Origin of the sequence: Candidatus Chryseobacterium colombiense (assembly GCA_029203185.1) — a bacterium.
Classification (GTDB): domain Bacteria; phylum Bacteroidota; class Bacteroidia; order Flavobacteriales; family Weeksellaceae; genus Chryseobacterium; species Chryseobacterium colombiense.
Map to the genome: position 1 here is coordinate 1,423,414 of CP119310.1, position 20,779 is coordinate 1,444,192.

Sequence of the window (20,779 nt, forward strand, 5' to 3'; positions counted from 1 at the left end):
CCAACTAAAAAAGGCTGGAACATGAAGATAACCTTCAGCTAAATCTCATAAAAAAACTGCAGTAAGATTACTGCAGTTTTATTTAATTATTCCGAGATTATTACATTGGTTCCTTTTGTATGCGCATTCATCTGCGGAGCGTAATAATTCTGAATCGTAGTAATTCCGTTGGAAAATTTTCCGGATGCATTCGCAACATAATCATACTCGAATACATATTTACCTTTTGGCATATATTGAATATAAAAATTGGTGGACGCATCTTTAGTAGACTGATAATAGCCTAAACTGTTTTTCCACTGGTATCCGGACAATACATCTACAGGCTCAAATCCGGCAGCTCTCATATCTTTGATATGAATGAATTCCATTGGACGATCGGTATTCAGAATCATTCTTACAGTAACTTTATCGCCCACTTTTAACGGAGTTTGAGGAGAGATTTGCTGAAGTTCTTCACCATTTACTGTTTTAACCTTTTTATATAATTCTTTGGTAACTGAAATGTAATTTTCAGAAGATTTTATTTTATCCAGATCTTCATAATATTGCCAGAACAGTCCACCCTGAACAATTCCAGGACCTGGTTTTGTTACGGTAACAGTCGCTAAATTTTTATCTATAACATCAGTTTTCACCGAAGATTTTACATAACCCGTTGCCTGAGTTTCCAGCTTCAGTTCTTTCCCTCCCCAAACAATTGTAGCTTTATCACTTTCAGGACTTGTCCAGGATTTACCTGAGTTCAGAATCGTGAAAATTACTTCTGAAGTTCCTCTCGAGCTTCCCCATGAATTCACTTCTTTTTGGGTGATCAGCCAGATTTTCATGTCTTCAATAAATTTCTGATCATTTGGCTTTAAAGTATTGAAAGCTTCCAAAGCTCCTGCATGATTCACCACTTTTGAACTGAACCATCCCCAATCATCCAGATTCTGTTTCCAGTAAACTCCCTGGTTTTTCGAATCTACAGAGGTTTCTTTCAAATAGGTCATTAACTTATCGGAAACATCTTTTAATCCGTAATCATTCATCAATAAAGCTGCTCTGTGCAGTCCGAAGAACGTAAAATCAGTAATTTTTGCCGTTTTGGCTTTTTGTTTTACTAACGATTTCAGGGTTGCTCCTTTACCTTTTAAAGGATATTGTTTTTCCCAGTAATTTCTGGTATCCAGATAATCTAACGCCCAATTACTCCAAGCATTTCCTTTCTTTACATCCCAATATTTGCCGATCTCGTCATCTACATATTTCACCAAATTTGCAACCAGTTCTTTCTGTTCCGAACTCTGATAATCTTTTACATTATCCTTTAACCAGGAATTGATTTTCCCTAAGTTTTTCAAAATATACAATGATGTTGAATAAGAGCTTGGATAGCCTTGATACCATGAAAAGCCTCCATCAGGATTTTGTAGTTTTTTGAAATCGTCCCAGTCGCCCTGAATGGTATTCCGCATGGTATTGACATCAAATAGAAGTGAAAGTTTCTGCATTTGTTCACCTTCATTTTTACTTTCCAATACCCAAGGTGTTTCCTCCAATAATAATTGTTTTAATTCCTGATTTTTTTCAAGGTTTGAATTTAACAGACCTTTGTTCTGATATTCTTCGAAAATAGTTTTCATTTTTGGATTGGCTTTGAAAATTTCCGAAGCCAAAACATCAGCAAACCATTTATTAAAGATGACGTCGGCAGAGTTATTCTGATCATTTTTAAGACTTGGAAGCGCAAACATAATTTCCCAAACAGGATTGGTTGTCAGTTCCAATGTATTGGAAACATTGGAAACCGTTGTTGAAGTTGTATTTTTAAGATTTTCCAGTTCGAAAGTCTTTGTTTCGCTTTCTTTCACAAAAATCGGAAGCGCATCCGTTACCAGCATTCTGTTAGGTAAAACTGCAATAGCCTTTTGTTCTCCATCCGAATATTGTCCGGCTTTTGCAACCACTTTCAGAACAATTGAAGAAACATCTTTCGGAACTTTTATTTTCCATGTTAAAACGGAATTCCCATTTTCGTCTAATGAAAAGGCCTGTTCTCTGTTATATCCAGAAACCGCTGTCAGAGTACTTAGTCCAAATTTCTCCGAAATATCTTCATTGGTCAATGCATCAAGAATCTGTAATTGAGCAAAACCGTTCAGTTTTTTGTTGGTTAAATTTGAAAGTTTAGACTGAAGATTCAGTTCATCTCCTTCTCTTAAAAATCTCGGATAGTTTGGCGTTACTGAAAATTCTTTCTGAGTTACCACTTCTTTTTCCAATGTTGCTGCTCTTGCATCTTTTGTATGAGCCAGGAACATCAGTTTCCATTTTGTCAAAGCTTCCGGAGAAGTGAATTCAAAACTTACATTTCCTTCCGAATCTGTTTTTAAGTCCGGGTAGAAGAAAGCAGTTTCATTTAAATTTTGACGGACTGGAACTTTATTAAGATCCGCTTCTACCTTTGGAACTTTCGCTGGCTCAGGAACAACATTTTGTACTACATCTATCATAGCATCATTAACCATTGTTTCTTTTTTTGCCATTGCAACACTTCTCTTCGCTCCTCCAATTGGCGGCGGCGGGGGTGTATACGCAGCTGCTTTTACTCCTTCCTGATTCACTAAACCTGTAGTTGTTTCTAGTAAACGTGTATTCCTCCATAAAACACTTGCATCAAACCAATCAAAAGCAGGAACTTCTACTTGTTCACCATTAAAATATTCTAATCTTTTTTGATAATACTTTTGACTCAAATATTGTCTGATATCATAAAATGTTACAATAGAAGTCGCGGTATAGAACTGATACCAGTCAAACTTATGAGCCGCAAATTTATCCAACGACATATCATACATATTTGCTAATAGCTCTGCACTGATTTTCTCCTTTCCGTTTCCTAAAACTTTTACAGACCATTTTTCTTTGGAATTGGGCTGAATTTTATCTCTGAAAGTAACCGTTTCTATTGCTAACTCTTTTTCTTTGGCATCTTTTATTTCAAGATTTACAGACTGTGTCTGAACATCATTAAATGTAACAATCTGAAACTGTACATTCAATATTTGTACAGTTTTATCTTTTGGAATTTCTACCCCATATTCCAGGATTCCGTTTTTAAGCTGATGAACCTCTGAAGTTGTTTTTCCTGATCCGTCCTGCACAAAAACATTGACTAAAGCGTTGGGAATCGAAGAATACACATAAAAAACAGCTTTCTCTCCTCTTACAAATTCTTTTTTAGGCTCTACAACAGTAAGAAATGTCTTCTGATTGGCCAGCGAAGAATTCTTATTCCAGACACTGAAATTCTGTACAGTTTTTATGGTGTCTTTACCTTCAATATTAAATAATTCAAGCTTATAATCTCCTGCTTCTAATTTTCCGAGCTCTAAATTTTCAGAGGATTCGGTTTTGGTGGTGAGTACCTGAGATTTCCAATTTTCCGCCTTATCATTTTTATCATACAGATCATGTGGAAACTTACTGATGAATTCTTCCTTTGAATATGTTGGTAAATCCTGAACTTCGGAAATAAAGTTATTTCTAAAAATCCGGTCAGGTGACTGAAGCTTTGAAAGTTTTACCTGATAGGACTTTTTAAGAAGCTGGTCGTTATAATTCTTGGTTTCAACCTTTACTTTTACATTTTCGCCGGAGAAAATATTCTTAATTTCTTCTGCTTGAATATAATGAGAAACCGAAGATACTTTCAGGTTCGTATCCGCTGTTTGTGTCTCCCCATTAATATCCGTCACAGAAGCGTTAATTTCATAATTGTCAATTTGAATCCCTTCCAGTTTTTCATCTTTCTTAAGATCTAATTTGATGATAAATTCTCCCTTCTCATTCGTTTTTGCCTCCCCTAAAATCGAGTTTTCATTATCGTCATCTTGCGGATACCAGCTGAAATACCTCCAGCGGATATTCCGTTTTCTGATTTCATAATTGACCGTTGTATTACTTAAGGCAACTCCGGAAAACATCATGGCTTTACCTTTCAGTTCAATAGTCTGTCCGTATTTGTACTCCTCTTTTACCGGATCAAATGTCACTTCGAACTTAGGTCTTTTATATTCTTCAACCCTAAAGTTGAAGTAACCATCGTTTTCTGAAGTTTTCAAATAAAATATTCCATTCAGTTTACCTTTTGGCAAAATGAAACTTCCGTGATAAGAACCAAATTCATTGGTCTTAAATGTTTGAGAAGAAACTTCCTGCCCATTCGTATCTGTAAGCGTAATTTTTTGTTGTAATCCAGCAATGACAGATTCAACCTCTTTATCACGCTGAATATTGATCACTTTAAAATATACTGTTTGTCCTGGTCTGTAAATAGCTCGGTCTGTAAAAATCTGCGCTTTACTACTTTTAGTATCTTTATTCTGATCGATTGTATTCATCGCCCTATTTCCATAGATCTGCATTATCTGGAAATCATTTGTTTTGGGCTGTCTGGTCAAAAAAGTTCGGTAATATTCTGTATTCGCCGTTGTTGGAAATTTAAAAACTCCTTTATCGTCAGTTTTTCCTTCGGTTTTAGTTAACGTTTTATTTCCGACAAATTCATAAAATGTAAGATTTTCATTAACAGTCGGTTTTCCATTTTCACTATTCACCAGTTTCAGTTCATCTGATAACGGATTATTATTTGTCTTTTTCTGATAAATAATTTTGTTATCTGAAACCAGGAAATAAAAATCTTTCTCATCATCACTATCCTTATCATTAATTCCTGTTACAACATATTCTGCAACATAGACTCCGGAAGGAAGCGGCTTGATTTCTAAAGATGTTTTATGGGATTGAAAATCTTTCAGATCGCTTAATGTATATGCTTCTTTTCTAACCAGACTTTTTTTAATTTTATTCAATGGATTTCCGTAAGAATTTCTTGCATATTGTAAAAAAGAACTCAGGTCTTCTTTTACTTCATAAATATTGATTGAAAACGCAGAGACATTTTTATATTCTGCTACCAGATGAATCGGCTTATTACTTTGTGTCTGCCCTTCATATTTAATATTCAGAGAAGGATTCAGAATCTGGTTTTCCTTGTTTTTAATATGATCAATAAAAGGAGATTTTGGATATTGAGCTTTGGCCTGATTAATGAACTCAATTGCTTCCTTTTCTTTATTTTTACTATTCAGTTCATCAACAATATCACCAATAATCAAAACTTTATAGTCGCCATTAATATCAGATTTCAAAAGTGTTTTGAGCTGCTCTAACTTATCTTTGCATTGATTAAAATCACAATTATTCTGTAATTTTCTGTGCATAAAATACAATTTGGAATTTCCAGTATTCTGAGCAATCAATTCATTATAAATCTGGTCAGTAACGGTATGATTCACTTCCAATTCATTCTTGGTAAAAAGATCATTGCTGGAAAGAAAATCTATTTTCTTTACTGAATACCAATCCCATAAGGTTGGGAAATAGGAAATATAATCGTTAGGTGAAAAAACATTCTCATATTTTTTAAGAGCAATTTTTTTCATTTCAGCTTTTAGCTCATCAAGCTTCTGGTAATTTTTATTCAGATAGTTCTTAAAATCCAATTTGCTCCAGGTTTCAATTTCAGAATTATCCTGAGAATTGATATTTGTCCGGCTTCTGATCTCCCAAGAATGTTCATTATAATAATCCATGAGAAAACCACTTAACAGAACCTCAAAGACAATTTTATCTTCTCCTTTCAGTTGTTTATCAACTTCTTGTAGTTTTTTGAAAAGCTTACTTACAGAATCATTTTTCTCATCGTCTCTTGTTCGGTTCACAATGGAGAATTCTCCTTTCAAAGATTGTATAAGCTGCACAATATTATTTTCTTTCATCGCCTGTTTTTGTATGTCTAAAATGATGGGAAGACTCGATTTGTATATGCCTTTTTGAGAATTAGCAGATACTTTTTTCCACTGCTCATCATAATATTTCTGGGCAAAAGCAGCAGAAAAATTCAATAGGAACAGCAAAAGCAGAAAAATCTTGGATTTTTTTTTCATAAATGTTATTTTTGATCAATGAACTTTTTAAAAATACTGAAAAAATCCTTTATCGACAGTCAATTGTATGTGTCTTTAATGGGAACTCTTTTTGCAGTGTTTTTCATGGAAGAGCAAAATACATTCCGTTTACCGAGTGTTATTTTAATTTTCATCACCTATTTCAGCGGTTATCTTTATACAAAGTATCAGCATACCAAATATTTTTTTAAAATTCTCATTTTAAATGGTATTGCAGGCATTATCTGCGCTTTGCTGATTTATCATAATCACAATGAAATAAGATTGGTAAAATGGTTTATCATCGTTGTTTTGGGATTGCTTTACAATAGTTTTTTTCTCGATGTTTATATTCGTAAAATTCCTCTTTTAAAAGTATTCTATGTAGGGCTAGTCTGGGCTTTGGTTAATTGTTGGCTGACTTTACCTGAGTTTAATTTTCCAATCTTTTTTATCAGCTTATTTTTCATTACGGCACTCGTTTTACCCTTTGATATTCGGGATATGAAACGGGATACAGTACAAACCTTTCCCATGCTGATCGGGGTTCAGAATACAAAATACATTGCTTATTCACTGATTTTTGCAAGTACGGTTCTGTCTATTTTTTATTTAACACCGCATTATTCCATTCCGTTTTTTCTGTCGGGAATTATCTCTTATATTTTCATTTATTTTTCTGAAAATGAGAGGAGTGACGCTTATTTTTCATTCGGAGTAGAAACCTGCTCTGCACTTCCTTTTTTATTTTTACTAATAATGGAGTATTTTTGACGAATGATTATTAAGAAGCTTTCCCTGTACAATTTCAAAAACCATTCTGAAAAGAAATTTGAATTTTCGCCCCAAATCAATTGCTTTGTGGGAAACAACGGTGTAGGGAAAACCAATATCCTGGATGCATTGCATTATCTTTCTGTGGGTAAAAGCTTTCTGGGAAATACGGATCTTAATAACATTCTGAAAGACGAAGATTTCTTTACCATCGATGCTGAAATTCTAAGTGAAGACAGTGAAGACAACATCAAAATCCTTCAGCCTAAAGAAGCCAAAAAAGTCATTAAAAAAAATGACAAAAGCTACGATAGAATGGCAGATCATATCGGATATTTGCCTAGTGTAATGATTTCGCCATATGATTCTAATCTAATTTCAGATTCGGGGGAAAGCAGGAGAAAATTCCTGGATTCCATGATTTCCCAGACTGATTCTGAGTATCTTTTTGATTTGATTCAGTATCAAAAAACAATTCAGCAGAGAAATGCCTTATTAAAGTACTTCGCAAAAAATCGCGTTTGGGATAAAGATTCACTGGAAATTTATGATGATCCGATTTCTAAATTCGGGACTAAGATTTTTGAAAAAAGACGGACTTTCGTGGAAAAACTGAATCCTATCGTTCAGAATTTTTACCAGATCATTTCAGGCGGAAAAGAAACGGTTTCTGTTATCTATGAATCCCATCTCCTAAACGATTCTTTTGAAAATCTTTTAAAAGAAAGTCTGGAAAGAGACAGAATGCTTACCTATACTTCAAAAGGAATCCATAAAGATGATCTTCTTTTTGAAATGGATTCTGTTTTAATCAAGAAAACAGGTTCACAAGGGCAACAAAAATCATTCTTAATTTCATTAAAACTGGCACAAATGAGCCTGATAAAAGAATTAACGAATAAAACTCCGATCCTTCTGTTAGACGATATTTTTGATAAATTGGATGATCACAGGGTTTCTCAATTAATTGAACTAGTCAACCAGGAAAATTTCGGGCAGATTTTTATTACGGATACGCACAGAGAACGTACGGAAAGTGTAGTAAAAAAAATAAATGAAGAGAGTATAATTTTTGAGATATAATATGAAGAAGAAAAAACGCGAATACCAATCCTCAGAACTTGTAAAGTCTTTTGCAAGAATTCATGGTTTTGAAGGTAAACTGGTTGCTTTTGAAATTAAGGATTTTCTGGAAGAATATCTTGATGAAAGTCTTTTCCGTGAAATAAAAAGTGTGAATATTGAAGACCGTTGTATAATTATAAAAATCAATTCTCCTTTATTAAAACATGATTTTCAGCTTCGTAAAAGTTTTTTTCTGAAAAAATTCCAGGCTCAGTTTGGAAAAGAAAAATTTAATGATCTTCAGGTTTTGTAATGGTGCTATTTCTTAAATCATCCGCTTTCTGATCTAATTTTGAACGCAACGGAATAAAAAACCTCAACGGATTTTTCAAAAAGTATCTGAAAATTTCTTTATAGATTTCACTTACCTGACCAAAGTTTAATTTTCTTGATCTAAATGCCAAAAACATTGACAGTGTGAAACTTACCAGGAAGTTGAAAAATCCAATAAGGAAAACCGTGACAAAGGAAATCCAAAATGTATAAGAATCTACTGAAAAATCTTTCCCGTAAAGTCCTAAGGCAAAGTTTCCGGCAGCAAAGGTAATGTGGCGAATATCCAGGTCTAATCCCAAGAATAATCCAACCGGAGCGGTTGCGCCTAAAAATACCCCAAACCAGAAGTTAGATATAATTCCCGGCCAATTTTTAGCATAATATTTTGAAAGACCTTTGGCAAATTTCTTTCCAAAGAATTTTCTGATGGAAAGGTTTTTGGCAATACGTTCAGGAATCTGATAAAAGACAGAATTATTCCCAATATTCCCTGAGATAATCCCAGAAATAAAAAGATAAAATCCGGCGATACTCGCATGGAGAATTGCCTTTGACTTAAACGGATCCAGATCTTTTAGCAGCTTATCTGACCGATCTATCGCCATATTCTGAGAGGTAAAAACATCCAGTCCGTAAATAATGATCAAGGCAATCGGAAAAGAAAGCAAAACGTTTCCAACGAAAGCGATAAACTGACTTCTGAACAACTGGGAAACAAGATGGGCAAATTCCGTATTATTTCTTGTTCCTCCCCCTTCTTCCGAAAGCACTTTGGTCATCGTCGCCGCCGTCATTGCAGGCTGCTTGGTTGCCAACGTGAATCCCATCAGATAAATCATGATAAATCCCATTGCATAATTCATGGAATATAAAAAAGCATGGAAAAAATCACTTCCCGGAAAGTATCCGTAAAGCATTTTCAACACACACAAAGCTCCTACAATGATCCCTCCTCCACTGGCTTTATAGAACATCTTCATGTATTCTTTCCGGGAAGAAGTAATGTAATGGCTTCCGGTTTCTGCTGTATGATTCGTGATAAGATGAGAAATAAGCCTCGTACTGTCGTTGACAAGCTCAGAAATATTATTCTTATGAGATTTATATCTTATAATATTAAATATCAGTTGCTTCGAATTGATAAAAACATCTTTTTCTTCATCAATGATCAGCAACTGAACTATTTCATAAATTCTATTGGTTTGCTGACGGATTTTCAGCAAAGATTGATTGATCTTACCCGAAATTCCATATTTGCCAGAGTTTTTAAAGGCAATCGTTACAAATTCCAAGCATTGCTCTGCATAGATTTTTATCTGCTTATAGCGACTGTCTTTGGAATGGAGCTGTAATTCCGGGTTATTATCGAGTTCTTCAGCAAGTCCTTCCAGTTCATTCTGTAATGCTAAAAAAGGATTATCAAAATTTCTGTATTCCGGTGCCATTCTTACGACCTCAACTTCCATTGCCATTCCAGTAGCACGCCAAGAAAGGATATTCATCGCAAAAATCAGTTCTTTTTTGACTACGGGTTTGGTTATAAAGTCTGAAGCTTCAAGAAGTTTCAAGAACTCATCCACTTCATTTTCGGGAAGGTTCTGGAAAAATTTAAGATCTTTTTGTGGGCTTAAACTCACGTTATCGATCATATACCATACTGTATTTTCATTTTCTACAGGTGGTAAGACTTTGTTTAAGATTCGTTTTTTAAGCTCCGGGAAAAAGGAATTCTCAGATAGAATATTAGCTTCAGTCAATGATAAATTAAAAGGTCTTCCCTTAAAAATATTATGAATGTAATATTTAAAATTTTCAGTGATCTGAGGATTGCTTTTAAAAAAATTGAGTACATCCGTAAAGTCTGCCTTTTTAATACTCTCTAAGAAATCTGCGAACGGTTCTAGAGAGAGGGTTTCGTTCTTAAAGGAAAAATATTTTTTAAGAACAGACTCAAAGTTTGTGCTGGAATTAAAAAGCTTCATTAGTACAAAGATACTAAACTTGTTTAAACTTATTAATAACAATAAAAGATACCCAGCTTAAATCCTTAAGCTGGGTTAAACTTTCACGTTTATTTCAAGCTCACGTTTCTCATCTGTCTCATGATCCAATTGTGCTTCTTAGTCAGATATGGTGAAGGATTTTTCGGATCATATTTTTTGGGATTTGGCAAAACAGCAGCAATCCAGGCTGCTTCGGAAGTTGTAAGATCTTTGGATGATTTTCCAAAATAGTATTTTGAAGCGGCTTCTATTCCAAATACCCCCTGTCCCATTTCGATAGAATTCAGATATCTTTCTAAAATAATATCTTTACCCCAAACTTTTTCAATAATAAAGGTATAAACAGCTTCCAAACCTTTTCTTAACCAACTTCTTCCCTGCCAAAGAAAAATATTTTTTGCTGTTTGCTGAGAGATCGTACTGCCACCTCTTATTTTTTTTCCTTGTTCATTGTGCTTCATCGCTTTTTCGATCGCAGAATAGTCGAAACCATCATGCATGAAGAATTTTTGGTCTTCAGAGGCAATTACCGCTTTCTTTACTTTGTCTCCCATTTCATTGTAAGAAATATAATCTCTATGAAGTTTCCCATATTCAAAAAGACCTCCGATCTGTGTAATGGTAATGGGCGGATTGAAAAACCGTCCCCAAACAATAAAAAAAACATTCAGAATAAGGATTATAAAAATAATCTGCTTAATTTTTTTCCACATAAGTTCTAAAAAAGAGACACAAAAATAAATAAATCCATCGACTTATTTTAATTCTTTCATATAAGTCAGCTGATAATTCGGTAACAATTCGGGATGAAAAATTTTAATATAATCTTTCAGTACCCAGTCTGCTCTTACAATACCACTTTCGAAAAAGTCATTGGCTTTTTCTTTTTCTCTGCCTCCAATGCCATAAACATAGCCCTTATTAAAAACATCCAGCTTGCCATAGAACGGATTCATATTCAACATTTCTTTTTTAGAAGCGTGATTGCCTGCATTTACCCAGTATTTTACCCCATTAGCTTTTGAAAACACTTCTTCAAAGCTCATTGTTACTGCTTTTTCTTCTGTATTATTATTCAGAATATATTGCGCATTCGCATCTGAAATATAGTTGGCTACAGAGGTTTTTCCTCCCGGAAGATACCAAACATCGCCATACATTTCATTCGCCAGAACCACAGGCTTTTGTGTAGCTTTTAAAGCTAATTGCTTAAGTTCATTATAATTTTTTTCGATTTCCGCATATTCGGTTTCGGCTTTTTCATCCATCCCAAATAATTTTCCGAAAAGTTTTAGATATGCTGTTTTTTCCAATGGTTTCTGTTCTTTATACTCATCCAAAAAAATTACCTGAATACCATTGTTTTTCAACAGTTCATATGTATTATCAAAACTGGCAATATGATTGGTAAAAATTACATCTGGTTTTAAAGATATAATCTGTTCCACATCATATTTCTGTTCATTTCCAACATTTTTTATTTTACCCTTTTTTATTTTTTCATGAATTTTCTCAGAAAAAATATATTCCGGGCTGGAAACTCCGGTAATTAAATCTTCAGCTCCAAGTTCGGAAATATAGCCTGCCATACTTGCATTTAATAAAATCACTTTCTTAAAAGGAATCTGGCTTTTCTTAAAATCGTAGTTGAAATTTCCTGATTTTAATTTTAAAACATCTCCTGTTTCGTTATACTGTACATATTCTGATACAGAAATCCATTGTGAGGATGAAATTTTTGGGTCTCTTTTACAAGAGATTAGCGCACAAATGGCAAATATTAGAAAAATTCTTGATTTCATGTTTCAAAGAAAAGAAAAAAGCGCTATATTTGCAAACCTTTAAACAATAAGGAAACAACGGCCTCGTGGCGCAACTGAATAGCGCATCTGATTACGGCTCAGAAGGTTACAGGTTTGAATCCTGTCGAGGTCACAAGACCGACATTTGAAGATTTTTCACTTCTTTGTCGGTTTTTTTTATTTCCTAACTCCTTCTTAATCAGAAAGATATTATTGAGAAAACTGTTGATTTTTGTGGTTTGAAAATTCTCGCCGTCAAAGATTATCTTTTCAGGATATATCAAACCAACAATCGCTCTTTTATCTATTGTATTCGCATTTTTGTATCTCTCAGAAATATTTGTAATGGAATTTAAAGCTTGATTTATTTTTTCTTCTAAGTTTTCCTCTTCACTAGAACTTTTTAGTGAATCTAACTTAAATGTAAGATCATCTATTTCAATTTTATACTTGGTCTTTATTCTACGAAAATCTTCCTCATCTAATTTATCTTCAATATACATATCTCTTGCCTTATCAATTCTTTCTTCGATATTTGTCAGTTTACTTTTAAGAATTTTTCGTTCCTCATTTATACCATTTGATGCCAGGGAAAAATTTTGTAATAGTATTGTTTTTAGTACCTTGTCGGCACCATTAGCAAAACTAAATTTAGTAAGCTCTTCAACAAATAAGTCATTAACTATCTCAGAATTATGCCTAAAACCGCAGGGGGTAGTACAATGATAATAGTAATAATGCTTACTTCTACCTTTTGCTCCACTAGCGGTTAGATTTTTATTGCAAATTGGGCACAAAAGAAGACCTCGCAAAGGATAACGTTCTTCATTAATTATTCTACCTGCTGGTAAAAAAGCATCTTTGTTACTTTTTCGATGGAGAATTCTTTGAACTTTCATAAATAACTCTTCGGAGATCAATGCCTCGTGTTTTCCTTCAATAATTCTTTCCTCCTCATCATTGTAGGCCTTTAAAAAAAGTTTTCCTGTGTATGCAATATTTTTTAAAGCTTCCATAAATGAATTTTTGGTCAGATTTCGACCATCTCTTTTATTCATTTGCTTTAAAACTACTGCAGTAGGTAAATGTCCTTTTGCAACCTGTTTAAAAGCCCATACGATATTTGTTGCTTCAGGCTCTTTTACTGCAACATATTTCCTTCCATCTTCTCTACTTCTATTAATATACCCGTAAGGAGCAATTCCCATCATTCTGCCTTCCTTAATTGCTCTTCTCATGCCGTAAGTAACATTAAGGGCTCTTCTATCATTTTCTACCTCAGGAGTAGATAAATAAATCGCCAGTAAAAGTTTATTTTCGGGAACTCTTAAGTCCAAGGGCTGTTCAATAGCTTGGGGAGTAACGTTATATTTATTTAGATTAGAAATCATCTGATAGGCTTCGCTCGTATTTCTACTAAATCTATCCCATTTTGTAAAAAACAAATACCTGCTATCTTTAGCACCTCTAGTTCTTCGAATTCCACTTATATATTTTTTCCATTCTGGTCTTTCGAAAGTTTTTGCAGAATGGTCTTCATAAATAATTTTATCAATAGCTATATTCAAAGAAGCGCAATGCTTTTTTAAACGTTCTTCCTGATCACGTTGCGAATAACCTTTATCAGCCTGTTCATCAGTTGATACTCGAATATATAAATCGGCAACCTTCATAATTAGTAGTTTATTATTAATGGTAAAAAATCTAGAATTATCTATAGAGAATTACTTGTGTAAAAAATACAAGCTTCTAAGTGACTAAAATAAGGAATTAATTTTGAGATATTAGAAACTCTTTAATAGTAATTTTTGCGATAGTATGAAAAAATTGCAATATTTCAGCAGCTTCATCTTCTGAAACAATAATCCCGGAAGCCGCCAGCATTTTCATTGCAACATCCAGCTTCATCTCTTGAAATTTTATGAGATGCTCCAGTTCAAATAAATTTGAACTGTCAATAGATTGATGTTTAGATGTTTTCTTTTTAGACATGAGCAATGCCAGCACTTTTAATCTCCTTCTTAATAAAAGGAATTCTGTGTTATAATTTGAATAAATTTCGAAAAATTTATTGTAAAAAAGGTGGTTAATTAAGTTGGTTGGGCTATTGAAGAATAGTTTGGGTTAAAAAAGTAAATTAAAAGTCTATTTTGTAATAAAAAAGAAGTTTGTTAAAAATATGTTGCACTACGTATTGTTTCGTTACCTTCAATTATTTCTAATGTGGCTCTAAGTGGAAGTAGAAAAAACTATAGTTCTATCTTCAATAAAATATTGGTATTTTGCTGAAGATTCACACCTTCCTGAATAGTTTCACTTCTGAGAATAATTTGACTTTCTCGGAAGTGAAATCATACTGAATTTTCAGTCTGTTCGGTTTACTCGTTGCAAAAGTAATTACACCGATTTCATAAGGTTTGTAACCAAGTACCGTGATGAGATAATCTATATTTTCGGAAATTCTGAAACTGTCAATTCGGAAATATATGATCTGGTTAGAATCAAACATATCTTTCTTATTCTGCTGTATCAAACTTATCATCTCAATTAGTATCATAAATAATGTGTAGGGCGGAAACTTTAGAGATAGTAGTCACAATTGGATAAGTATTGGCGTAAAAATTCATAACAGCTTCCACACTCCACTTCGGTCCTGGGTACAAAAAATCCTCTGAAACGATTGTTATCAGAGGATTTTCTTTTTAAAGGGTGGCTAAAAGGGTGGCAACAATTTTATCATATTTTTATTATCTTAATGTCGCCAATCCTATATATATTAAGTTCACATTGATAAAATTTCAAAAAAATTTTATCCGTCCGAAAAAAAGAACTTTACTCAAACGGATAGAATACCCTTATCTATAAGAGATAATTTCTTACCGATATCTTTGATATACTTATTATGATCCTTAGCATTTCAGATATCCATTTTTCTAATAATATCTGCTACGGCTATATCCATTATCATTTTATATCATAGGTCTCATATTAGTTATTATAAAAAAGTACTGATTTCTCAATACTTTTTATATTTTCAATTTGTTCGCTACATAACCGATTTCCAAAATAAGCACTATCGGTTCCTGTTGTTATGTGTAAGCAATTTCATTCACAGAAAAGCATTACGATTGCAAGTATAAATGACTTCCAAAGGCAAATACAGTATTCAAAAATGTAATTACCATAGTGGTAATAGCTTATTTTACTTCTTCATTTTAGAGAAAACTGCTCTTGTGATGTCAGCCTGCTCCTTACTGACAGACCTTTCAATAATCTCAAATACCCCTGTAACCTGCCCGGCTGTAATCCCTGTGTTCATCCCCATACCGATATGTGCTTGTAATTGACCTTCTGCTCCGGGAATGGTTGCCAAAGCGGAAATGGTTACCAATTCTCTTTGCTGGTAAGTCAGCACATCGCTGTCAAAGATGTCAGCAAAAAGGTGTTCTTTGAGAAAAGCATCAATACGTGGTGCAAACTCACCGAAACCCGGTGCAGGTTTTGCCTGCGGTATTTGGGTCAGGGTTTCAAGTGTTTTTCTCCCACGCTCATACGTATCTGAACTGCCCTTTAATGGTGTTGCTTGCTTACCTGCCACATCTGTGATCCCTTTCTTTTTCCTTTCCTCCAATACTTGCATAAAGGCATTGATACCATTAAGGCTTCTTGGAAAACCGCAATAGGCATACAACTGTACCAATATCTCTTTTATTTCGTTCACGGTAAGCCCAGCATCCAACCCTGCATTGAGCTGTGTTTTCAGTTTTTCAAGATTTCCTGTTGCAGTAAGAGCTGAAATCATTACTAAACTTTGCTGCTGTACATTTAGGCTATCACAATTATTTTGTGCACTCATTAAGTTTACGTTTAGAATTAAAACAAAAAACAATATTCATTTTCTAAATTTGTTTTTGTTCACTGGCTTGATTATTTATTTTACAGCTTTTGTATATTCTTCATCAGTAACAGGCTCCAGCCAATTATTTTGATTGGTCTGCAGATTGCAACCTACGGCGATATGTGAAAACCAACTATCAGGTGCGGCTCCGTGCCAGTGTTCAACATTTGGGGCAATTTCGATAACATCACCCGGCTCCATTCGTACCGCAGCTTTTCCACGTTCCTGATAATAACCTGCACCACCAACGGCAATAAGGATTTGCCCACCGGTATGGCTGTGCCAATTGTTACGGCACCCCGGCTCGAATGTGACGTTATTCAAAGGTACATTCAGATCTTTGTTATTTGCCAATGGGGCAAGCCATGACTTACCTGAAAAATATTGTGCAAATGATGTATTTTCGTCCCCGGTTGGGAAATCGCTGATTTTTGGGATTTCTGTTTTCATTTTATTTTGATTTTTATTGTTATAACAGGGTATGAGTGCAATCATCGTACCTGTAAGAAAGCTGATTGTTATTAGTAGACATAGATTAATAGATTTATCTTTTGTACGCAGCTCTTTCCTTTTCAATAGCAACAGTTACATTTCCCGAACCTAATGCAGTTGCCAAACCTGCCGTATCATCTATCTTTCCCAATTTTGTATAACTGTACGAAGTTGAAAACGTCTTATAAAACAATACTAATGTCTTTGAGCCATACAGCATTAAATCGCCATTTTGTATTGTACCGGGATTGAATGAGTTGGTTGGAAGACTTTGTGATAGGTCAAAGTATTTTTCGTTTCCGTTCAGCTCCGTCATGTTGATAGTTAACGGGAGCATTTCTTTGAATGTCTTTGCTGCATTGTTGTCTAACAGTGTCGCTGTAAAGGTTTGTGAACCAGCTTTTATTTTGATTTTACTATTTGCCATAGGAGTATTATTTTCGGTATTAGTGTTACTACTATTGTCATCTTCTTTGCTACAAGATGATGCACTATTTATAAAAATTGACATAAAAGCCAAGGTCATCAAAAATGTACGCTTCATCATTGGGTTATTACTTTAAATGTTCCTTAAAGAATGTTTCTAATTTATCGAATGGAATAACATCTACTTTGTCGTATAAATCAGTGTGTACAGCATTCGAAATAATCATTAACTCTTTTGGTTCGGCTGCCATTTTAAAGGCATCTTCACTGAAATAACGGGAATGTGCCTTTTCCCCTGCAATCAATAACATTGGTCGTGGCGAAATCTCTTTGATATAGGTCAATATCGGCATGTTCATAAATGATAACGCAGTAGTTGCATTCCATGCACCTGTTGAATTTAGGGAACGATTATGATATCCTCTTGGGGTACGGTAATAGTTGTAATAGTCCTTTACAAATTGCGGTTCATCACCTTTCAGTTTTTCAGGATTTAATATGGCTCCTGCCGCAAATGTTCCAGCTTCTGCATCTTTCCAGCGCTGCTCACCCAATTGCTCTAGCGTTTTGGTGCGTTGTTCTAGAGTAACTGTATCATTGTAACCTTTCGACATCACTCGTGTCATATCGTACATGCTTGTTGTGGCAACAGCTTTTACACGTTTGTCGATAGCAGTAGCATTTAAGGCAAAGCCTGCGAAACCGCAAATCCCGATGATACCTATTTTATTTCGGTCAATGTTTTTCTGTATGCCAATAAAATCTACTGCGGCACTAAAATCTTCTGTGTTAATGTCAGGCGATGCCACAGCACGAGGTTCGCCACCGCTTTCGCCTGTATAAGAAGGATCAAATGCCAATGCCGCAAAGCCACGTTGTGCCATTTGGTTAGCATACAGTCCTGAAGATTGTTCTTTTACCGCTCCGAAAGGACCACTAATGGCAATAGCTGCTAAAGGCTCGTTGCCTTGCTCTTTCGGAAGGTACAAATCTCCGGTAAGCATGATGCCGTAACGATTTTTAAAAGTTACTTTTTGGCGTGTTACTTTGTCGCTCAATTCAAATGTATAATGGTCTGCTGTATTCATTTTTTGAGAATTTGATTTTTTATTTTGTGCAAATGACTGTCCCATAATAAGGAACATCATCGTTATAGTGCTTACAATTGCTATTTTCATGCTGACTATATTTTAAATTGATTTAATAACTTTTGCAGGAATACCTCCAACAATAGTATTATTTGGAACATCTTTAGAGGCAACCGCACCCGCAGCGACAATTGAATTTTCGCCGATAGTTACACCGGGGAGTATAGTTGCGTTTGCCCCAATCCAAGCATTTCTTTTGATATGAATACTCCCTGAAACAAGTGAATGTCTTTTTTCAGGAGCAATCGGATGTCCCTCCGAAAGCAAACTGACTTTCGGAGCAATAAGCACATCATCTTCTATGATAATTCCACCTAAATCTAAAAAGGTACAGTCAAAGTTAATAAATACGTTTTTGCCAATTTTAGTGTTTTTACCATAATTGATGTATAGTGGTGTAAATACAGCAACGCTTTCATCAATTTCACTATTGGTAATCAGGCTTAATATTGTTCTGATTTCTGCCGGGTCTGCTGAATTATTCATTTGAATAAGCAGCTTTTTTGTGGCATAGGAAGCTTCTCTCAACTTATAGCCATTCGGATCATTTGACGATATGGTTTCACCATTTTTCAGCCGTTCAAAAATGTCTTTTTCGTTTTCCATTACTCATAAATTTATCTATTTGTCATCTTATTTGTAAATACGATACTGAAACCCCAATTAATTATTCTTCTGCAAATTTCGATAGTATAAGCGTCAGCTTATTTATACAGGATACTGTTCTTTTTACCACTTTTACGGATTTTACTTTAAATGTATTGAAGACGGGTTAAGGTTTGCTAAATTTGTAAGATAATAGCTGGATTATGGAACATTTTGAGCGAATAGATACGGTAAGGAATTATAATGACTACGCTGGTGTAGATACTTTACATCCGTTGGTAAGTGTTGTCAAATTCAGTGAACTTCCTTTTATTAGAAACTTCAGGCGCTATATGAATATCTATGCCGTTTTCTTAAAAGATACCAAGTGCGGTGATATAATCTACGGCGGGCAGCCTTACGATTATGAGGACGGAACTCTTGTTTTTGTTTCTCCCGGACAGGTTTATGGTATAGACAACCATAGTGTGAATGAAAACCCGTCCGGTTATGGCTTGCTGTTTCATCCGGATATGGTTGCAGGTACTCATCTGGCAAAAACAATCAAAGAGTATTCGTTTTTCTCTTATGAAGTAAACGAGGCATTGCACCTGTCAAAAAAGGAACGAAAAACTATTGTGGAATGCCTTGAAAAAATTGCATTGGAAATGGAACAGAATATTGACAAGCACAGTAAAACGCTCATCGTATCGAATATTGAACTTCTGTTGAACTATTGTATGCGTTTCTATGACCGCCAGTTCATTACCAGAAGCCATGCCAATAAAGATATTTTAGTACAGTTTGAAAATCTACTATGTGATTATTTCAAATCTGAACAGGCACAGTTATTGGGCTTACCTTCTGTGAGCTGGTGTGCGGAGCAACTACATCTCTCTGCTAATTATTTTGGCGACCTTATCAAAAAGGAAACAGGCACAACCGCGTTAGATTATATACAATCCAAGCTGATTGATGAAGCTAAAACTAAAATATTCGATAACACTAAAACTATCAATGACATTGCCACAGAATTAGGCTTCAAATACCAACAACATTTTACCCGACTTTTCAAACAAAAGACAGGAGTAACGCCTAATGAATACAGATCATTAAATTAAAAAGGATGTTTAAAAGCATTCTTTTTCTAATTTCTATACTATTTTTTGACATAGCTGTTTGACAGTAAGCACAGATTATAGCTAATTTTTGAAGCCAATTTTAAATCTCCTGCCAGAATAGCTTTCCCCTATACGAATCAAATATATTGATATAAAACTTAAACAAAATAAAATCTGATAAAAAACTCATATACTCCAGTTCTGGGCACAAAAAATCCTCCGAAATGACTGTTATCAAAGGATTTTCTTTTTAAAGGATGGCTAAAAGGGTGGCAACTATTTTATCATATTTTTTATTATCTTAATGTCGCTAATCCTATCTGTGTTAAGTTCACATTGATGAAACTTAATTTGAAACTTTAGCAATGTGGAGATTTACAGCACCTTGGGTAACAAGCCCTAAACTAATCGGAAGGAGCCCATTGGCTTGAAATACAAATGTTAATGTATCATTGGCATTCAAACGGACAAACGTATTGAGAGTTGTGGAAGATATTGGAATTTCAACAATTCCTAAAGCAAGATTGACCCTTACTGCGTCCAATTTTTTGTCTTTCCAAACAATATTGTTTTTTAAAACCCCCAGTTTTCGTCCTGTCAGTACTCCTAAGTCTAGTCCAGATTGAGGTTGCAGCTCATAGCTAATCATATACACTCCTGATGCAGGAGCAGTAAAAGTGCCATCTGTGAATAAAGATGAATCCCCAATTATAGTGTCCGCCACCCCAGTGAGATTCATCCTATACCAACCTCCTCCAATTGACAAATCAATAAGCTGCCAACCTCCACTTTTGGCTGCTGAATAGACTAGTGAAGAGCCTAATAACGCTAGGTTCGTCGCAGTGATTTCTTTAACCTCATGATCACCAGTAATGGAATTATCACGAACTAATATAGAATGATTACCTGTTAAAGCTACCAATGAAGTAGATGTCCTGATTTTAAGATTGCCATTAATATCTAACGTAGCTGTAGGATCAGTAGTATTAATACCTACTTGTCCATTATGAGATAATGAAAATAAAAGCATTGCTGCTGTAGTAATTAATGTTTTCATGTGTTTGGTATTAGATTAATATGTTTTTGCAAGTTCTATTAACTATTATACCTACTGCATTACGTCCAATTCATTA

17 protein-coding genes and 1 tRNA gene are annotated in these 20,779 nt (G+C 34.5%); 5 read left to right on the forward strand and 13 right to left on the reverse strand.

All coding sequences use genetic code 11. From position 1 onward, the window contains the following. Nucleotides 1–86 precede the first annotated feature (86 nt). Nucleotides 87–5,996, reverse strand: a complete 5,910-nt coding sequence (locus P0Y62_06235; GenBank protein WEK71152.1) for an MG2 domain-containing protein — start codon at nt 5,994–5,996, stop codon at nt 87–89. 18 nt (nt 5,997–6,014) lie between these two features. On the opposite strand from P0Y62_06235, the gene P0Y62_06240 reads away from it, so the two are divergent. Genes P0Y62_06240 through P0Y62_06250 form a run of 3 tightly spaced genes read left to right on the forward strand, consistent with a single transcriptional unit; the run spans nt 6,015 to nt 8,148 of the window. Next, nucleotides 6,015–6,770: a hypothetical protein gene (locus tag P0Y62_06240; protein ID WEK71153.1), complete on the forward strand. Its 756-nt coding sequence runs from the start codon at nt 6,015–6,017 to the stop codon at nt 6,768–6,770. Between the two features lie 3 nt (nt 6,771–6,773). Next, on the forward strand, nt 6,774–7,853 hold the full coding sequence (locus P0Y62_06245; protein ID WEK71154.1) for a DNA replication/repair protein RecF: 1,080 nt from the start codon (nt 6,774–6,776) through the stop codon (nt 7,851–7,853). A 1-nt stretch (nt 7,854) separates the two neighbouring features. Further along, nucleotides 7,855–8,148, forward strand: coding sequence for a hypothetical protein (locus P0Y62_06250; GenBank protein ID WEK71155.1), 294 nt, complete (start codon nt 7,855–7,857; stop codon nt 8,146–8,148). On the opposite strand, the gene P0Y62_06255 is transcribed toward P0Y62_06250, so the two are convergent. The 3 genes from P0Y62_06255 to P0Y62_06265 form a co-directional block, all read right to left on the reverse strand. After that, the gene (locus P0Y62_06255; protein ID WEK71156.1) at nt 8,126–10,153 is read right to left on the reverse strand and encodes a recombinase; all 2,028 of its coding nucleotides are present in this window, start codon (nt 10,151–10,153) and stop codon (nt 8,126–8,128) included. The two genes, P0Y62_06250 and P0Y62_06255, sit on opposite strands and share 23 nt — an antisense overlap. Nucleotides 10,154–10,242: 89 nt before the next feature. Beyond that, complete coding sequence (gene mtgA, locus P0Y62_06260) at nt 10,243–10,887, reverse strand: monofunctional biosynthetic peptidoglycan transglycosylase (protein WEK71157.1); 645 nt, start codon at nt 10,885–10,887, stop codon at nt 10,243–10,245. Between the two features lie 42 nt (nt 10,888–10,929). Next, entirely contained in the window at nt 10,930–11,976 is a 1,047-nt protein-coding gene (locus tag P0Y62_06265) for an ABC transporter substrate-binding protein (GenBank protein ID WEK71158.1), read from the reverse strand. 59 nt (nt 11,977–12,035) lie between these two features. Here P0Y62_06265 and P0Y62_06270 point away from each other — a divergent pair. Beyond that, nucleotides 12,036–12,109: transfer RNA gene (locus tag P0Y62_06270), tRNA-Arg, on the forward strand. Here the strand turns inward: P0Y62_06270 and P0Y62_06275 are convergent. The 8 genes from P0Y62_06275 to P0Y62_06310 form a co-directional block, all read right to left on the reverse strand. Next, nucleotides 12,075–13,649 carry a recombinase family protein gene (locus P0Y62_06275; protein WEK71159.1) on the reverse strand — a complete coding sequence of 525 codons (1,575 nt, stop codon included), beginning with the start codon at nt 13,647–13,649 and terminating at the stop codon, nt 12,075–12,077. The two genes, P0Y62_06270 and P0Y62_06275, sit on opposite strands and share 35 nt — an antisense overlap. Nucleotides 13,650–13,746: 97 nt before the next feature. Continuing rightward, nucleotides 13,747–13,968 (reverse strand): hypothetical protein, encoded by a 222-nt coding sequence (locus P0Y62_06280; GenBank protein WEK71160.1) that lies wholly within the window; start codon nt 13,966–13,968, stop codon nt 13,747–13,749. 301 nt (nt 13,969–14,269) lie between these two features. Then, nucleotides 14,270–14,533 (reverse strand): hypothetical protein, encoded by a 264-nt coding sequence (locus P0Y62_06285; GenBank protein ID WEK71161.1) that lies wholly within the window; start codon nt 14,531–14,533, stop codon nt 14,270–14,272. A 645-nt stretch (nt 14,534–15,178) separates the two neighbouring features. Beyond that, a complete protein-coding gene (locus P0Y62_06290; protein WEK71162.1) occupies nt 15,179–15,832 on the reverse strand; it encodes a carboxymuconolactone decarboxylase family protein in 654 nt (217 codons plus the stop codon). A gap of 75 nt (nt 15,833–15,907) precedes the next feature. Beyond that, complete coding sequence (locus P0Y62_06295; GenBank protein WEK71163.1) at nt 15,908–16,369, reverse strand: cupin domain-containing protein; 462 nt, start codon at nt 16,367–16,369, stop codon at nt 15,908–15,910. 49 nt (nt 16,370–16,418) lie between these two features. Beyond that, the gene (locus tag P0Y62_06300; GenBank protein ID WEK71164.1) at nt 16,419–16,793 is read right to left on the reverse strand and encodes a cyclophilin-like fold protein; all 375 of its coding nucleotides are present in this window, start codon (nt 16,791–16,793) and stop codon (nt 16,419–16,421) included. Between the two features lie 127 nt (nt 16,794–16,920). Continuing rightward, a complete protein-coding gene (locus P0Y62_06305; GenBank protein WEK71165.1) occupies nt 16,921–17,970 on the reverse strand; it encodes an alpha/beta hydrolase in 1,050 nt (349 codons plus the stop codon). A 12-nt stretch (nt 17,971–17,982) separates the two neighbouring features. Further along, on the reverse strand, nt 17,983–18,546 hold the full coding sequence (locus tag P0Y62_06310) for a sugar O-acetyltransferase (protein ID WEK71166.1): 564 nt from the start codon (nt 18,544–18,546) through the stop codon (nt 17,983–17,985). Between the two features lie 203 nt (nt 18,547–18,749). Between P0Y62_06310 and P0Y62_06315 the strand changes: the two genes are divergently transcribed. Continuing rightward, nucleotides 18,750–19,646 carry a helix-turn-helix transcriptional regulator gene (locus tag P0Y62_06315; protein ID WEK71167.1) on the forward strand — a complete coding sequence of 299 codons (897 nt, stop codon included), beginning with the start codon at nt 18,750–18,752 and terminating at the stop codon, nt 19,644–19,646. 346 nt (nt 19,647–19,992) lie between these two features. On the opposite strand, the gene P0Y62_06320 is transcribed toward P0Y62_06315, so the two are convergent. Continuing rightward, nucleotides 19,993–20,703, reverse strand: coding sequence for a hypothetical protein (locus P0Y62_06320; protein WEK71168.1), 711 nt, complete (start codon nt 20,701–20,703; stop codon nt 19,993–19,995). Nucleotides 20,704–20,779: the final 76 nt, after the last annotated feature.

What these genes read in the sequence shown, in the direction of transcription:
- P0Y62_06300 (WEK71164.1), bottom strand. Translation starts at nt 16,793, where the DNA reads ATGGCAAATAGTAAAATCAAAATAAAAGCTGGTTCACAAACCTTTACA.
- mtgA (WEK71157.1), bottom strand. Translation starts at nt 10,887, where the DNA reads ATGTGGAAAAAAATTAAGCAGATTATTTTTATAATCCTTATTCTGAAT.
- P0Y62_06285 (WEK71161.1), bottom strand. Translation starts at nt 14,533, where the DNA reads ATGATACTAATTGAGATGATAAGTTTGATACAGCAGAATAAGAAAGAT.
- P0Y62_06245 (WEK71154.1), top strand. Translation starts at nt 6,774, where the DNA reads ATGATTATTAAGAAGCTTTCCCTGTACAATTTCAAAAACCATTCTGAA.
- P0Y62_06290 (WEK71162.1), bottom strand. Translation starts at nt 15,832, where the DNA reads ATGAGTGCACAAAATAATTGTGATAGCCTAAATGTACAGCAGCAAAGT.
- P0Y62_06255 (WEK71156.1), bottom strand. Translation starts at nt 10,153, where the DNA reads ATGAAGCTTTTTAATTCCAGCACAAACTTTGAGTCTGTTCTTAAAAAA.
- P0Y62_06265 (WEK71158.1), bottom strand. Translation starts at nt 11,976, where the DNA reads ATGAAATCAAGAATTTTTCTAATATTTGCCATTTGTGCGCTAATCTCT.
- P0Y62_06275 (WEK71159.1), bottom strand. Translation starts at nt 13,649, where the DNA reads ATGAAGGTTGCCGATTTATATATTCGAGTATCAACTGATGAACAGGCT.
- P0Y62_06320 (WEK71168.1), bottom strand. Translation starts at nt 20,703, where the DNA reads ATGAAAACATTAATTACTACAGCAGCAATGCTTTTATTTTCATTATCT.
- P0Y62_06280 (WEK71160.1), bottom strand. Translation starts at nt 13,968, where the DNA reads ATGTCTAAAAAGAAAACATCTAAACATCAATCTATTGACAGTTCAAAT.
- P0Y62_06315 (WEK71167.1), top strand. Translation starts at nt 18,750, where the DNA reads ATGGAACATTTTGAGCGAATAGATACGGTAAGGAATTATAATGACTAC.
- P0Y62_06235 (WEK71152.1), bottom strand. Translation starts at nt 5,996, where the DNA reads ATGAAAAAAAAATCCAAGATTTTTCTGCTTTTGCTGTTCCTATTGAAT.
- P0Y62_06250 (WEK71155.1), top strand. Translation starts at nt 7,855, where the DNA reads ATGAAGAAGAAAAAACGCGAATACCAATCCTCAGAACTTGTAAAGTCT.
- P0Y62_06240 (WEK71153.1), top strand. Translation starts at nt 6,015, where the DNA reads ATGAACTTTTTAAAAATACTGAAAAAATCCTTTATCGACAGTCAATTG.
- P0Y62_06305 (WEK71165.1), bottom strand. Translation starts at nt 17,970, where the DNA reads ATGAAAATAGCAATTGTAAGCACTATAACGATGATGTTCCTTATTATG.
- P0Y62_06295 (WEK71163.1), bottom strand. Translation starts at nt 16,369, where the DNA reads ATGATTGCACTCATACCCTGTTATAACAATAAAAATCAAAATAAAATG.
- P0Y62_06310 (WEK71166.1), bottom strand. Translation starts at nt 18,546, where the DNA reads ATGGAAAACGAAAAAGACATTTTTGAACGGCTGAAAAATGGTGAAACC.